Genomic DNA, 13,637 nt, shown 5'->3' on the forward strand with positions numbered 1-13,637 from the left:
ATATGGAAACAAAAGGAACAGTAATTGGTTTAGGCACTGAAAAGCCTGGAAGTGAATTGGAAGAATTAAAAAAAGAAATTTCTAAAAAAGATGGTGAAATCAAAAAACTATCAGAAGAAAACACTTCTTTGAAAAAGAAGATTAATGAACTTGAAAAAGGAGGCTCTACAGATGGAACAAATGACAAAGATACTGAAGGAAGTTCTGGAACATCCAAAGGTAAGAAATCTTAGTGATGAACAAAAAGAACAGTTAGAACCGATTATCACACGATATGCAAACCGTGTTAGATTAAAGGTTTTAGCGCATTGCAATCGTAATGATTTACCTGAAGCACTGGAATCAGTTGTAGCAGAAATCACTGAAGAAATGCTGATGGCTGACAAAGTTGTTGCTACCGATAACAAGGAAGTTGCCAGCGTGAGTCGAGGTGATACAAGCATTACCTACAAAGATCCTGCTTCAGCCTATAACAATGCAATTGACTTTATGAAAGATTATTCATGTCAATTAGTCCACTTTAAAAGAATGAGGCTTCCAAGAGATCCTAATGATGAGTGAAGCTGAAATTCTAGCATTAACTTATTATGATAAAATGAGCGTTTATCGACCTTTTAAAGACACTTTACCGACTGGCGAAAGTGTCTTTTATAAAGGCCTAGATGGCAAAAAAATATATGATGATATACCATGCGCCTTGTCTAGCTTTTCTAATGGCAAGTCAAATAAAAATGATGTAAACGTTAAAATCGAAAGTGATTATAAGTTGTTTTATGATCCAAAAATAAATGTTGAAAAGAATGACACAATCGTTTGTACACACGAAGGCACACGCTATGTATTGGTGGCTGGAAAACAATATACTTTACCAAGTCATGCAGAGCTTCCAGTCTTGGAGGGTAAGAATACAGCATGAGTCAAACGGATATTGTAATTGAAGGTTTAGATGAATTTGAAAAGAAACTTGTACAAATCATTTCGCACGATTATCCGCACGAGTTTGAACAGATGGTCATTCAAGTTGCAAACGATCTTCAAGCTGCTACTGCTGATGCTACTCCAGTACGCACGAGCCATCTTCAAGAAAATTGGTTTGTCGGAGAACTGGTCAAACGAGGGAACAACTATTACATCGAGGTATATAACAATGTTGAGTATGCTGAACCTGTCGAGTATGGACATAGAACAAAAAGTGGTGGTTTTGTTGAAGGAGCTCATATGATGGAGATATCAGTTGAACTTTTAAAAATACAGTTACCTTCTTATTTAAGAGACTGGTTGAGTGATTTTATAAATAAGCATGATCTAAATGATTAAGATTACAGAAATTAAAACAGCCATAACCAGCCTTTTAAAAAAAGCGGAAAACATTGATGTATTTTTTACAAATGTCAGCAAAACAGATTCAAGTGTTGAAGAAAACCAAATTTATAAGTATTTCCATGTTTCTTTGATTCCAATCAGTACAGCGCTATTTGGAAAGTATTTAAGAGATAGAGCGTTGTTTGTTGATGTTGCTTATATCAATGATGAAGCAGATAGCAACACTTTCTATAATTGGATGGAAACAATGGATCAAAACTTTTTGCCTTATGTTCAAATTGGCGAACGCTCAATCACAATTGAAAACAGTTCTTTTAAAATCGTGGACAATATAGGACATTACACTTTCACATTGAGGTTTAGAGATGTGATTGCGATTGATTATAAAGAGCAAGGTGTACTTGCAGAAAATCTAAACATTAACTTTGTACAGGAGGATTAAATTTTATGAATTTACCACAAATTTTGATTGAGTTTAAAAGCAAAGCTCAATCTATTATTCAACGAAGCGAGCGTGGAGTTGTTGCAGTCATTCTAAAAGACAATACTGCAGGTGCGATTCCATTTAGTATTTATAAAAGTTTGAGTGATGTAGAATTTGAAAAAATGAGTGAGAAGAACTATCGCTATTTGAAATTGATTTTTGATGGAGCACCATACAAAGTCATGGTTGCGGTAATTCCAGAAGAAGACAACAACTATAGTAAGGCATTAAAAGTTTTAGAAAACTATAAATGGAACTATTTAGTTGTCCCATCCGCAAATGAAGAAAGCACTCCAGTTATTAGTTCATGGATTAAAGAGCAAAGAACTAATAACAAGAAAACATTTAAAGCAGTACTTGCCAATCATGCTGCGGATTGCGAAGGGATTATTAATTTCACAACTGGGAATATTGTTTCAACAATCACAGGAAATGAAGTGAAGCTAACAGCTGCTGAATATTGTGCTCGTATTGCTGGTATTGTTGCTGGGCTAAGTTTATCTCGAAGTTTAACATACTATGTTCTAACAGATATTATCTCAGCTGACATTCCTAGTAATCCTGAAGAATTAGTCAATAAAGGCGAATTGGTTATTTTGTTCGATGGAGAAAAATACAAAATCGCAAGAGGTATCAATAGTTATACTTCAGGGAACAATGAAGATCTTAAAAAGATTAAGGTTATTGAAAGTAAAGATACCGTCTATCAAGATATCAAGACTACATTTGAAGAAAAGTATGTGGGCAAGGTTATTAACGATTACGACAATAAACAAAATCTAGTAGCAGCGATTGTTACATATTTCAAAAGCATGGAAGGAGATGTATTAGATCGTACTTACAATAACAGTTGTGCAATTTCGCTCGAAGACCAACGCAGTTATTTATTAAGTCAAGGCGAAGATACTGAAGCTATGAGTGATATTGAAATTTTACAAGCCAATACAGGAAGTTTGGTTTTTTTAACTGCGGCAATCAAGTTTGTTGATGCAATGGAAGATTTAAAAATGGAAATCAATATGTAGGAATAGGAGGATACAACGATGAGTATAAGAGGAAACAAAGTCCTTTCAGGGACATGGGGTGAAATTTGGGTAGATGGTGTTCCAATTATCGAATTCAAAAAAATTGAAGCGAAAGTATCAGCCAATCGAGAAGAAGTTCAGATGGGTATTGATATCGACAGCAAGATGACAGGCCTCAAAGGAGAAATCTCAATCACAATTAATAAAACATACAGCAATTACAATGACGTTATGAAGAATTATGTTCAAGGTAAGGATGTACGTTCTCAAGTAATTGCAAAGTTAGCAGATCCTGATGCAGTGGACGCTCAACAAGAGCGCTGGTCATTCGATAATGTATGGTGGAATGATATTCCATTATTCGTTGCCGAAAAAGGAGCGCTTATTGAAGAAGAATTAACTGGAGGCTTTACACCAAGCGATGCAGTTAACTTAGATACGATCAAACGATAAGGAGGATTTACATGGAAAAGAAATCAACATTAGAAATATTTGCTGCGAAAGCTTCAGCAGCTATGAAAAGAAAAAAATCATTCGTGCAATACACTTTAAGCTTCCCTTCTTTTGAAAAGCTAGAAGATGAAAATGGTGAAGGACAACCGTTGGAAATTAAATTCAGAACTTTATCCGATGCTGAAATCAATGATTGCTTGGCGTATGAAAGTGATGATCCAAACGGAGCAGATAAATATGCTATGTATATTGCGTCAGTTGAACCATCATTGAAAAAATTAGGCCAAGCCTTAAAAGAAGCTGGTGATATTGTTCATCCTATGGAAGTAATGGAAATGTTTGAACGACACGAAATTACGGAAGCTGCCATGATCATCATGGAAAAATCAGGCGTACTAAGTAAAAACAAAGTTACAGTCGTTGATAAAGGACTAGAAAATTTAAAAAACTAATTCGAACTAATGGTGATTTTAATCTGCTACATCATTATGTTCAATTAGGATGGAAAATAGAGGAGTTTGTAGAATTGCCGAATTACTACAAACTTTTTTATAAAGCTTCTATGGATGTAGCAATAGAAGATATGCAAAAAGTAGCGCAGATTAAGATTGGAGGTGGCAAGAATGGCAATTGTTGAAAAGATTAAGATTTCAGATGAAGGTATAGCAACGCTTAAAAAGTTGAAAGATGAGCATAAGACTTTCAAGGATGAAGTCAAATCAACAAGAGATGAGTTGAAAAAAGCATGGGATCATAAATATAAGCCAGCTATTGAAACAACATCAGCCATGAAATCAATTCGAGCCATGCAATCCAAAGCAAATGAATTTAAGAATAACCTAAAAGCGAGGTTTCATTTAGAAGATAATGCAGCTTTAATCAAGTTAAATAGTATTTATAAAAGGATGTTAAAACTATCAACAATGGCAGTTGCGCCGATTGTTAAAATTAGAGATCATGCATTATCAAAACTGAAATCTACAAATAAATTGTTTGATGGTCTAAAAAATAAAGTGGTTTCCCCTATTGTCAAGATTAAGGATAACTTCACTTCAAAGGCTAGTAAAATCAAAACAGAAACAAAGTGGCTTTCAAAAACAGTTGCAAGACCAGCAGTGTTATTGAAGGACATGATAACCAGCAAGTTGTCTCCAATCAAGGTTGCTTTAAAGACGTTAACCCAAAAAGCCTTTAAGGCAACGATAACAGCAGTCAATAAAACAGCTAGTGGTATATCTTCTGCTATGAAGGGTTTGGCTAAAATAGGAAAGAAATTAGTTGTTCCTGTTACAGTAGTAGCTACAGGCACAGCTGCTGCACTTGGGGCTGCTGTCAAATCAGGAATGGCTTTAGAAAATCAACAAGTCAGCATTGAACATTTTATCGGGGCTACCAATAAAGACTATGGTGAATCACAGATAAAAGAAGCTGCAAAAACATTTACTAATCAGTTAAGACAAAATGCCAATGCGACACCATTCGAAACTGGCGAAGTCATTCAAGCAGGAAGTCGTGCAGTAGCGATTACACAGGGGAACACGAAATCAGCAATGTCCTTGGTTCGGTTGGCAGAAGATATGGCGGCTGCTTCAGGTGGAACAAAATCAGTCAGTGATGCTATGGAAGCCTTAGCCGATGCGAAACTTGGAGAAATGGAACGTTTAAAGGAATTTGGCTTTAAAGTATCGGCTGATGAATTTAAACAAAAAGGGTTTGAAGGTGTTTCCAAAGATTTAGAAGACTTCTATGGAGGTGCTGCAGCCAAACTGGCTACAACTGGTACAGGGTTATTATCTACAATTACTGGTAAGTTAAAGTCAGGAGTTGCTGATTTTGGATTGAATATTGTAGAACAACTAAAACCAGTCTTTACAAACATTATCGGTTTGATTGATAAAGCGATGCCTTATGTCCAAGAGTTCGGGGTAAAGTTTGGTGAAGGCCTTGGAAAAGGAATTCAATATATATCATCAATCATGCCATCGTTTATCAATGGTTTCAAAATGATGATGCCTGCAATCCAATCAATTATTTTAGGAGTTCAGCAGATGCTGCCACCAATTATGGCTTTTGGTGGAACGATTGTTACTACGATACAAAATGTAGTAATCAAGGCAACACCGATCATTGACCAGATTATTCAAGCGATTGCTCGTATCTTACCTGCAGTTCAGCCAATTTTTTCTACTCTCGTTACAACAATCGGAAACATAGTCACAACTGTATTGCCTCCACTTGGAACTGCTTTTTCAATGATTGCAGATGTTATCGTAGCGATAGCACCTATTATTTCAGATACATTCGCAGGAATCAGTGAGGTTGTAACGAATGCGATATCAGGTATTAGTTCGGTGATTCAAGGTGGACTTGATCTGATCAGTGCTATTTGGACAGGAAGCTGGCAAGGTGTCGTAGATGCCTTTGCATCAATCTTTGGTGGAATTGCTGAAATTTGTAAAGCTCCTATGAATGCAGTCATTGCGATTATCAATGGAGCAATTAGAGCAATTAATAGTATTTCAGTTGATATCCCTGCCTGGGTTCCAGGTGTTGGTGGTCAACACTGGGGATTAAACTTAGGGCAAATCCCATACCTTGCCAAAGGTGGTGTTGTCAACGAGGCAACAACAGCGGTCATTGGTGAAGCTGGTAAAGAAGTGGTTATGCCTCTTGAAAGAAATACAGGTTGGATTGGTCAGTTAGCAGGACAGATTATGAGTAGGATGGCTGGATTCAGTATCCAATTGCCTACTGTAGGTAAAGATATACCGATGACTAATGGAAACGCTATGTTTCCAGCTTCTAGTGGAAAGACTTTATCAGTAGTCATTACGATTGCGAAACTTGCTGACAGTATCATAGTCAAAGAAAAAGATGATATTGATGATATTGCTGAAGAAGTTGCTGATAAGATTTTAGAAGTTGTTGAAAATTTATAGGAAGGAGATTTGCATGAAAAGAAGAATAATTGAATTGAATGTGAATAACCGACAGGAATTTTTAAAGCTATCAGTAAATCCAGCTTCTATTGTTTTTACCGATATGCAAAATAACCAGCAGATTAATTTGTTGGAAGTGGGAACTGCACTTCTTTTAGGGAACAGAGGCTTGATAACAACAACACTTGAGAGTTTCTTCCCTTCTGAAAGTTCCCCTTTTTATAAAAGATATGGAGGAGCTAGGACACCACAGGAGTGCAAGGCTCTTATTAAAAAATGGAAAGATAAAAATATGATTGTGCGCTTGATCATATCAGATATGGATATCAATTTAGCCATGGCAATCAATAACTTCACAACAACACATCGTGAAGGAGATAATGATATTTATTACAGTATTGAGTTAGTTGAATACAAGACTTTAAACGTCCCAACCGTTAAGGTTTCGACCAAAGTGAAAAGTTCGATTCAAAGAAGACCTGCACCAACCGCTCCCACACAAGCCAAACCATCAGGTGGTTCATCTGCAGGAAGATCATACACGATCAAAAGTGGTGATACTTTATGGGCGATTGCTACAAGATACTATGGTAATGGCGCTCAATATTCGAAGATATATAACGCTAATAGTGGAACTATAGAGTCTGTAGCCCGAAGCCGAGGGTTTAGAAGCTCACAAAACGGACACTGGATTTTTCCAGGCACGAGTATAACGATTCCATAATGCAATTATTAACAGGTGGAAAAGATATCATTGAGCTTGTAAGGGAGATAACATGGTCAGGCGATACAAAAGAAGTATCAAGAAAGCTCAATTTCGTAATTTATCAAAACGACATAGATAAGTTAATGCCAGCAGTTTCTATCAACGAAGGAGATGACATCATCTTTAAGGATGATGCAGGAAAAGCTATCTTTGGTGGAGTTATTCATAAAAAAGATAGAAAAGCAGCAGAAAAGAGTTTCACTTTTCTAGCGTACGATTTACTGTTCTATGTCAATAAGTCAGAAATATCTAAGATATTCAATTCAACTCCTGAAGCAATTACAAGATCTATTTGTAACGATCTTAATATTCCAGTTGGAAGTCTAGCTTCAACAAATGTTAAGGTTTATTATCCTTGTCTTGGGAAAACCGCTTATGAAGCAATAATGATTGCTTATACACAAGCGGGCTATCAAACTGGAAATGTTTATATTCCTATCATGAAAGATATAAACAAATTGAGTATCATCCAAAAAGGTCAGTATTCAAATGTGGTTTTAGAAGGTACGTACAATCTTGAAGATAGCACTTATTCAGTTACTTCTGAAAATGTAGTCAATAAAGTGGTGATTACCGATAAAGAAGGAAATGCCATCAGAACATTAGAAGATATTGACTCGATGAATAAGTATGGAACAATTCAAAAGGTTTATAAAACACAAGATGGAAAAGATTCCAACGTTGAGGCAAAAGCTCTCATGCATGGAATTGATAAAAATGGTTCTGTTCTAGCTTTAGGTGATGTTCGTGCAATATCAGGATATTCAGTGGCGGTACAAGAAAGTAAATCTGGACTATACGGTCTTTTTTATATTGAAAGTGATTCTCACACATTTATGGATGGGAAACACGAAATGTCACTCACATTAGCATTCGAAAATATGATGGATGAAAAGGAACTTCCTACATCCTAGAAAGGAGCACCTATGAAAAAAACAGATAGAAAAATAGTGAATTTAGTGAACGCACTAAAGAGCAAATGTCAAAATAGCAACAATCTATATGTTGCTAAAGTAGTCAGTACTAGTCCGTTCAAGCTAAAACTGTATGATCAAATAATTACTGAACATATTTATGTCAATAATTCATTTTTAAAAACATCATCAAAAGCAATAGATTCCAATATTACTTGGGATATGAATCACAATTATGTTCCTAGCAGTTTACTTAGCTTTATAAGAAAGATGTTTAAAGCTGACCTATTAAATGCTGGTGATACTGTTATCGTTCTTTTAGATGGTGTTTCCTTTTATGTATTGGAAAGAGTTACGAAGGTTGCATGAACAATTCAATCTTTCCTTTTATCGATACAAGCAAGTACGAAGATGTTATTGAGAGTGATAAATTAGAAGAATTATGCGAGTATGCGTTTGATTTCAAAAATAATTGTCTTTTAGCGAACAGTGCGGGACAAAACTATTATGTATATCGAAACGAGGCTTTGAAAGTGTGGATATATAAGGCATTGATGACTCCACGCTATCAGCATCTAGCCTATACGGAAGATTATGGAAATGAGATGTTTTCTATGATTTCTCAAGCGATAGACCAAGAAGTCATGCTTCTTGAATTGAAGAGATACATTACAGAGGCATTGATGTATAACCCTTATATTCAGGAATTGAATAGTTTTGAATTTGAAGTAAAAGGCTCGGAAGTGTTGATTCGATTTACTGTAATTTCTATATATGGACAAATGCAGTATGAACAGATAATGAAAGAAGGTGTTGGACAATGAAAAGAGATTATCAAGAAGTGATAGATGCTATGAGTAATGGCGAATACACAGCTGAAGAAATCAAAAGTCGTATTAGATCATACTTGAATAATCCAGCATCTAAAATCGAAGGTTCATTCGCTATGGATAGCATACAGGCAGTAGCTCAGGAAATGGCAAGAGCTATCAACATGCGAATTATTGATTTTATTGATATGGCGATGCTAGACACAGCAGTATATGAATTTTTAGATCGAAAAGGATTGGATTATGGATTGGCAAGAAATCTAGCAACTGCATCTAGTGGTTATGTTAAATTCACTGGAGCACAAGGAACAATCATCCCAAAAGGAACGACCCTTTTGTCAGACACCTGTACGTTTACAACTGATTTTGAAGCGATCATCTCTTCTTCAGGAACAACTAGTGTTAGAGCAACATGTACAGAACTCGGAATTGCTGGAAACGTTCTAGCAGGTGCGATTACTGGAATTAGGGCTACAGAAGGAATTGATGGGGTACAAGTAACCAATGAAGAACCTTTTGAAGGTGGAACTGAAGAAGAAACGGATGATTCTTACCGAAAAAGGATTTACGAAAAGATACAAATGCCGATTGCTTCAGGAAATGCCAATTCTTATATATATTGGGCAAAACAGGTTTCAGGCGTTGGAAACGCTCGATGTATTCCTTTATGGAATGGAGCTGGGACTGTCAAGGTCGTAATTTTATCTTCAAACGGAACTGCCCCTGATGATACAGTGATAAAAAATGTTGCGGACTACATTGAAGCACAAAGACCGATAGGTGCTAAAGTAACAGTTTCAAAAGCTGAAGCAAAAGAAATTATTATTGATTGCACAATTAAAGTTTCAGCTGGTTATAGGCTTGCTGATGTTCAAACAGAAGCCAATCGCATTATCCGTGAATATCTAACAGGAATTGCTTACGAGGAAGAAAGCAAAGTGTTATCTTACTTCAAGATAAGCGACTTGATATTTAACGTTGAAGGAGTTGCAGACGTCTTGGATTATACGGTTAACGGTAGGAAACAATCCATCACGGCAGAAGCTGCAGAATTCTTTTCTCTATCGGAGATAACACTTCATGAGAATTGATTCAGTTAACTATCTTCCTCAATTTATACTTGATATTCCTGAAATGAAGGAACTTTTATATGCCGAACAAAAAGGCCTGGATGAGTTCTTTGACTATATTGAATTGATGCGGAATCAAACTTCGATCAGTACAGCCAGTATCTACCTTTCAAGATATGAGAAAATGTTCGGATTGAATGTCAGTCCTGCTCTTACCGATTCAGAAAGAATAGGAAGAATTCTTGCAAAGCTAAATACAAGAACAAATTCAACTGTAGATGCCATCAAAACAGTTGTTTCATCTATTACTGAATGCGATACGGAAATAGAAGAATACTACGGTAAGTATGCTTTTATGATTGATGTCTTAAGAGATAACGACCAATTAATCAATATCGAAGATATCAAAGCAGCGGTGGAAATTATTAAACCAGCACATCTTGCTTTTACAGTTATGATGTGCTGGAAATGGACAATCGGAATTAAAGTCAGTTCAACCATTTACAAAGTAGCTCATGATGTATGTGGTGGTCTTGGCAATGATTTTGATTATTGTGGAGAAACACCTGAACTAAGCTATATAGGAAAGATAGAAAAACCAGGAATACAAGTTCAAGCAAGAAATGAAAGTCATTCATTCCCTTATGTGTATACAGGTCAATATCCAATAATTTCTACTTTAGGAAGTGTAGAGGATGGAGATATTAAAGTTAACGCGGTACATGAAACACATGGATATGATTATGACTTTACATCTTTTGAAGCGGGGATAATCCCTCATATTTCAACGCTGGGCGTTGGTAATGAAGAGAACGGACAAATAAACGTGGATATAGAAAACTACGCCACACCGCTTTTATTTGTCCAAGAGGATGGCGATTATTGTGGCGAAGATTAGGAGGTATGGATATGCCATTTAGTACGAAAGCATTTAAAGGTTTGGTATCTCATGCACATAGAGAAATTGTTTCAGCAAAGTATAAAATCCAAAATACCTATTATGAGGCAACGATTAACAGTATTGAAGAGAATGAATCGGAGTTAGTATTGCATTTACAATTTAACCCATCAATCAGTCAAGAAGTAACTGTATCTGAAATCGCCTTATATGACACATCAGGAGATCTATTTTATAAAAAGGCTGAAAACATTAAATTCAATCCTTTGAATGAAGGAATTATTGTAAAGATAACGATTAATTTTATGGAGGTAAGCTAGTATGGGATTATTGTATAAAGCAACAAAATGGCTCGATCACGTAACGCAATATCCAATGCGTAGACGAATTACAAACAATAAAGATGGAACTGCAGATATAGTTCGTGCAGAAGGTGATGTGATTCAACAAGGAACGCCAAGAAACGCTAAAAACTATAACAACATGGAAGAAGGGATTCTTGCAAATCAGATTCTTGCTCTGTTTTTGCAACAAGAAACGCTTCAGCTACAAAGAGCAGCTGCAGAAAATCATGGTGAATTTGGTGTAGTAACTATCAAAAATACAAATAAATATCCATTTTCATCTGGTTCGATAACAGTCCCAATTAAAGAAAAAAGGTCAAATCTTGATTATGTTGTTCAAATCGAAGTGTCGGAAACGGACGGGAATATTGAAACAATTGAAGTTTTTGACAAGCAGTTAAATGGATTTAAATTGGCGTTTAAAGGCAGTGCAAAAAATGTGAAATTAAAATATAAAGTAACAGGAGGACGATATTAATGAATGGTGTAAAGATAATCAATAAGAACGAAGGAACAAAGATTGACTATGAAATTATTGGAAATAAAATTATTTTCAATGATGAATTAATGTTGAATCTAGCTAAGTATGAACGTGATGATCCAATGCATATCGACATTTGCATGGATGAATTTGGATGTTTGCGCATGGGACTAGCTAATAATTATGTGGCTCAAATTGATATTTTAGCTAGAAAATACCAATTTGTAGAAGATGGTGTGGATGAAGAAGGCCACACAAAATACAACAAGGTAGCAGTTCCTTTTGATATTAAAAATGTAGACATTACATTATGGGGGGTTGAAGAATAATGGAAACAAATTTTGATGCGATCAAGTTAGCAGTTGAAGCAGCAACTGGCGGAAAAAATACAGTCTTATTTGATGATTTAGGAAATCCGTCAATCATGGTAAGAATTCCTAAATTTAAAATTTCAGATGTAATTCAAGGTGGTTCTAATTCCGTCCATCCAGCTTTTATTGTCAATGGTGTAGAAAAAGATGAGATTTTTATTAGCAAGTACCAAAATATCGTAGTGAATGATCGAGCATATTCTTTACCAATGCAAGATCCAAAAGTTTATGTTGATTTTGATACAGCAAGAAAAGCTTGTGAAAACAAAGGTAAAGGATGGCACTTAATGACGAACGCAGAATGGGCTGCAATTGCATTGTGGTGTAAAAAGAACGGATACTTCCCAAGAGGGAATAACAATTACGGAAGCGATGTATCATATCCGCATGAAAAAGGTGTTGAAACCTATAAATATGATGGAAAAACTGGAAGAACTGGAACAGGTTCAGGCCCAGTTACATGGGCACACGATGGTAGCAATTCAGGTATCTTTGACTTGAACGGAAATGTATGGGAATGGGTTGGAGGACTTCGCTTAGTCGATGGTGAAATCCAAGTAATTGCTGATAATAATGCAGCATGTGATGCAGATATGAGTGCAAATTCTAGCCATTGGAAAGCGATTGATAAGAGTGGAAACTTAGTTGCTCCAAAATCTGCTAATACATTAAAGCTTGACTATACAGTAGATCCAGGCACTGTAAATACAGGAAAAGGAGTTCCTAAATTAGTAACTGCTCTAGCACATCAACAAACTACTGATGATCCATATGCAGCAGGACAATTTGAAGATATGACAGCAGATGGAAGCATTACTCCGCCTGAAATCTTAAAGGCTTTAGCAATTTATCCTGATGGAACAAAAGCAAATCATGGTGATTATATCTATATGAGAAATAAGGGAGAGCGTTTGCCTTTTCGTGGTGGCGGCTTCAATAATTCTAGCAATGCAGGCGTGTTCGCTTTGACTTTGAGCAACCCACGCTCCTCTTCGTATCACAATGTAGGTTTTCGCTCCGCTTTTGTCGGTCAGTAATTTTGGTATCAGTGTTCTGTTTTTGCCACGTAAGTGGCAATCATTCCCACCAGCGATTAAGCTGGTGGGATTATTTTTTTTATTGTGTATATTCTTACACATGTTATAATTTACCAGAGGTGGTAACAATGGATAATCAATTAGGTTCGTATGAAACGCAGCTGATCATACAGCAGGAGGTTTATGATATGTTGCTATATGCCTATCCATTGTTGGATCATTTTCCAAAGAGTCAAAAATTTTCTTTAGTTCAAGATATTAAAAAAAAGATGGATTCAGTTCTTGAATATGCTATTGCTGCTAATAAAAAATACGCTAAGACTACAACACTCGAAAAAATGGATGTAGAACTAGCTGTATTAAAGGTTTATGTAAGATTAGCATTTGACTTGAAATATTTTAAAGGCGAAAACCACTATATGGAAATGTCTAGAAGATTAGATAAAGTCGGCAAGATGTTAGGTGGTTGGATTAAGGCTGAAAAAGAAAAATCAGGAAATAAAGCTGTTGATAAACCATATGTTTGTGAGAAATGTGGCACAAGAATAACTCCTAAGTCTTATGAATATTCAATGAAAAATTTTGGTAAATCTCTTTGTTATACATGTCAAAAAAGTCATAAGGTTTAGATGAATTGTGAGCCCTTTTTCGCTCCACTCTATTCTTTTATGCTATTTTGGGATTAGGCTATTAGCGTTTGCC

General features: G+C 35.9%; 20 protein-coding genes. All 20 read left to right on the forward strand.

The features are described from left to right. Positions 1–2: 2 nt before the first annotated feature. Entirely contained in the window at positions 3–233 is a 231-nt protein-coding gene (locus tag Q0F04_RS01495; protein WP_295749328.1) for a hypothetical protein, read from the forward strand. After that, positions 172–561, forward strand: a complete 390-nt coding sequence (locus tag Q0F04_RS01500) for a hypothetical protein (protein WP_295749331.1) — start codon at positions 172–174, stop codon at positions 559–561. The genes Q0F04_RS01495 and Q0F04_RS01500 overlap by 62 nt, the downstream gene beginning before the upstream one ends. Further along, positions 554–916 carry a hypothetical protein gene (locus Q0F04_RS01505; RefSeq protein WP_278736446.1) on the forward strand — a complete coding sequence of 121 codons (363 nt, stop codon included), beginning with the start codon at positions 554–556 and terminating at the stop codon, positions 914–916. Before Q0F04_RS01500 ends, Q0F04_RS01505 begins: the two co-directional genes overlap by 8 nt. Further along, positions 913–1,317 (forward strand): HK97 gp10 family phage protein, encoded by a 405-nt coding sequence (locus Q0F04_RS01510; RefSeq protein WP_295749339.1) that lies wholly within the window; start codon positions 913–915, stop codon positions 1,315–1,317. The genes Q0F04_RS01505 and Q0F04_RS01510 overlap by 4 nt, the downstream gene beginning before the upstream one ends. After that, positions 1,310–1,765, forward strand: coding sequence for a DUF6838 family protein (locus Q0F04_RS01515; protein ID WP_295749342.1), 456 nt, complete (start codon positions 1,310–1,312; stop codon positions 1,763–1,765). Before Q0F04_RS01510 ends, Q0F04_RS01515 begins: the two co-directional genes overlap by 8 nt. Before the next feature lie 5 nt (positions 1,766–1,770). Next, entirely contained in the window at positions 1,771–2,832 is a 1,062-nt protein-coding gene (locus tag Q0F04_RS01520; protein ID WP_295749345.1) for a phage tail sheath subtilisin-like domain-containing protein, read from the forward strand. Positions 2,833–2,850: 18 nt separating this feature from the next. Beyond that, positions 2,851–3,285, forward strand: coding sequence for a phage tail tube protein (locus Q0F04_RS01525; RefSeq protein WP_295749348.1), 435 nt, complete (start codon positions 2,851–2,853; stop codon positions 3,283–3,285). Positions 3,286–3,296: 11 nt separating this feature from the next. After that, positions 3,297–3,737: a hypothetical protein gene (locus Q0F04_RS01530; protein ID WP_295749351.1), complete on the forward strand. Its 441-nt coding sequence runs from the start codon at positions 3,297–3,299 to the stop codon at positions 3,735–3,737. A gap of 228 nt (positions 3,738–3,965) precedes the next feature. Beyond that, positions 3,966–6,224, forward strand: a complete 2,259-nt coding sequence (locus tag Q0F04_RS01535) for a hypothetical protein (protein WP_295749354.1) — start codon at positions 3,966–3,968, stop codon at positions 6,222–6,224. A gap of 13 nt (positions 6,225–6,237) precedes the next feature. After that, positions 6,238–6,948, forward strand: coding sequence for a LysM peptidoglycan-binding domain-containing protein (locus Q0F04_RS01540; protein WP_295749357.1), 711 nt, complete (start codon positions 6,238–6,240; stop codon positions 6,946–6,948). Further along, entirely contained in the window at positions 6,948–7,904 is a 957-nt protein-coding gene (locus tag Q0F04_RS01545; protein ID WP_295749359.1) for a hypothetical protein, read from the forward strand. Before Q0F04_RS01540 ends, Q0F04_RS01545 begins: the two co-directional genes overlap by 1 nt. Positions 7,905–7,916: 12 nt before the next feature. Then, a complete protein-coding gene (locus Q0F04_RS01550; protein WP_295749362.1) occupies positions 7,917–8,273 on the forward strand; it encodes a DUF2577 family protein in 357 nt (118 codons plus the stop codon). Beyond that, complete coding sequence (locus tag Q0F04_RS01555) at positions 8,270–8,728, forward strand: DUF2634 domain-containing protein (RefSeq protein WP_278736460.1); 459 nt, start codon at positions 8,270–8,272, stop codon at positions 8,726–8,728. Before Q0F04_RS01550 ends, Q0F04_RS01555 begins: the two co-directional genes overlap by 4 nt. Positions 8,729–8,850: 122 nt before the next feature. Further along, positions 8,851–9,825 (forward strand): baseplate J/gp47 family protein, encoded by a 975-nt coding sequence (locus tag Q0F04_RS01560; RefSeq protein WP_295749366.1) that lies wholly within the window; start codon positions 8,851–8,853, stop codon positions 9,823–9,825. Next, positions 9,815–10,702, forward strand: a complete 888-nt coding sequence (locus Q0F04_RS01565; RefSeq protein ID WP_295749369.1) for a putative phage tail protein — start codon at positions 9,815–9,817, stop codon at positions 10,700–10,702. Before Q0F04_RS01560 ends, Q0F04_RS01565 begins: the two co-directional genes overlap by 11 nt. A gap of 11 nt (positions 10,703–10,713) precedes the next feature. Then, positions 10,714–11,022, forward strand: a complete 309-nt coding sequence (locus Q0F04_RS01570; protein WP_295749371.1) for a hypothetical protein — start codon at positions 10,714–10,716, stop codon at positions 11,020–11,022. Between the two features lies 1 nt (position 11,023). Then, positions 11,024–11,524, forward strand: coding sequence for a hypothetical protein (locus tag Q0F04_RS01575; RefSeq protein WP_295749373.1), 501 nt, complete (start codon positions 11,024–11,026; stop codon positions 11,522–11,524). After that, on the forward strand, positions 11,524–11,856 hold the full coding sequence (locus Q0F04_RS01580) for a hypothetical protein (protein WP_295749376.1): 333 nt from the start codon (positions 11,524–11,526) through the stop codon (positions 11,854–11,856). Before Q0F04_RS01575 ends, Q0F04_RS01580 begins: the two co-directional genes overlap by 1 nt. Then, complete coding sequence (locus Q0F04_RS01585) at positions 11,856–12,935, forward strand: SUMF1/EgtB/PvdO family nonheme iron enzyme (protein ID WP_295749379.1); 1,080 nt, start codon at positions 11,856–11,858, stop codon at positions 12,933–12,935. The genes Q0F04_RS01580 and Q0F04_RS01585 overlap by 1 nt, the downstream gene beginning before the upstream one ends. Before the next feature lie 128 nt (positions 12,936–13,063). Continuing rightward, entirely contained in the window at positions 13,064–13,564 is a 501-nt protein-coding gene (avd, locus tag Q0F04_RS01590) for a diversity-generating retroelement protein Avd (protein WP_295749382.1), read from the forward strand. Positions 13,565–13,637: the final 73 nt, after the last annotated feature.

Source organism: uncultured Holdemanella sp. (assembly GCF_934772795.1).
Taxonomy (GTDB): Bacteria; Bacillota_I; Bacilli_A; order Erysipelotrichales; family Erysipelotrichaceae; genus Holdemanella.

Bases quoted from the DNA above. Each gene is read 5' to 3' on its own strand.
- Q0F04_RS01495 (WP_295749328.1), top strand. From the start codon at position 3: ATGGAAACAAAAGGAACAGTAATTGGTTTAGGCACTGAAAAGCCTGGA.
- Q0F04_RS01500 (WP_295749331.1), top strand. From the start codon at position 172: ATGGAACAAATGACAAAGATACTGAAGGAAGTTCTGGAACATCCAAAG.
- Q0F04_RS01505 (WP_278736446.1), top strand. From the start codon at position 554: ATGAGTGAAGCTGAAATTCTAGCATTAACTTATTATGATAAAATGAGC.
- Q0F04_RS01510 (WP_295749339.1), top strand. From the start codon at position 913: ATGAGTCAAACGGATATTGTAATTGAAGGTTTAGATGAATTTGAAAAG.
- Q0F04_RS01515 (WP_295749342.1), top strand. From the start codon at position 1,310: ATGATTAAGATTACAGAAATTAAAACAGCCATAACCAGCCTTTTAAAA.
- Q0F04_RS01520 (WP_295749345.1), top strand. From the start codon at position 1,771: ATGAATTTACCACAAATTTTGATTGAGTTTAAAAGCAAAGCTCAATCT.
- Q0F04_RS01525 (WP_295749348.1), top strand. From the start codon at position 2,851: ATGAGTATAAGAGGAAACAAAGTCCTTTCAGGGACATGGGGTGAAATT.
- Q0F04_RS01530 (WP_295749351.1), top strand. From the start codon at position 3,297: ATGGAAAAGAAATCAACATTAGAAATATTTGCTGCGAAAGCTTCAGCA.
- Q0F04_RS01540 (WP_295749357.1), top strand. From the start codon at position 6,238: ATGAAAAGAAGAATAATTGAATTGAATGTGAATAACCGACAGGAATTT.
- Q0F04_RS01545 (WP_295749359.1), top strand. From the start codon at position 6,948: ATGCAATTATTAACAGGTGGAAAAGATATCATTGAGCTTGTAAGGGAG.
- Q0F04_RS01550 (WP_295749362.1), top strand. From the start codon at position 7,917: ATGAAAAAAACAGATAGAAAAATAGTGAATTTAGTGAACGCACTAAAG.
- Q0F04_RS01555 (WP_278736460.1), top strand. From the start codon at position 8,270: ATGAACAATTCAATCTTTCCTTTTATCGATACAAGCAAGTACGAAGAT.
- Q0F04_RS01560 (WP_295749366.1), top strand. From the start codon at position 8,851: ATGGATAGCATACAGGCAGTAGCTCAGGAAATGGCAAGAGCTATCAAC.
- Q0F04_RS01565 (WP_295749369.1), top strand. From the start codon at position 9,815: ATGAGAATTGATTCAGTTAACTATCTTCCTCAATTTATACTTGATATT.
- Q0F04_RS01570 (WP_295749371.1), top strand. From the start codon at position 10,714: ATGCCATTTAGTACGAAAGCATTTAAAGGTTTGGTATCTCATGCACAT.
- Q0F04_RS01575 (WP_295749373.1), top strand. From the start codon at position 11,024: ATGGGATTATTGTATAAAGCAACAAAATGGCTCGATCACGTAACGCAA.
- Q0F04_RS01580 (WP_295749376.1), top strand. From the start codon at position 11,524: ATGAATGGTGTAAAGATAATCAATAAGAACGAAGGAACAAAGATTGAC.
- Q0F04_RS01585 (WP_295749379.1), top strand. From the start codon at position 11,856: ATGGAAACAAATTTTGATGCGATCAAGTTAGCAGTTGAAGCAGCAACT.
- avd (WP_295749382.1), top strand. From the start codon at position 13,064: ATGGATAATCAATTAGGTTCGTATGAAACGCAGCTGATCATACAGCAG.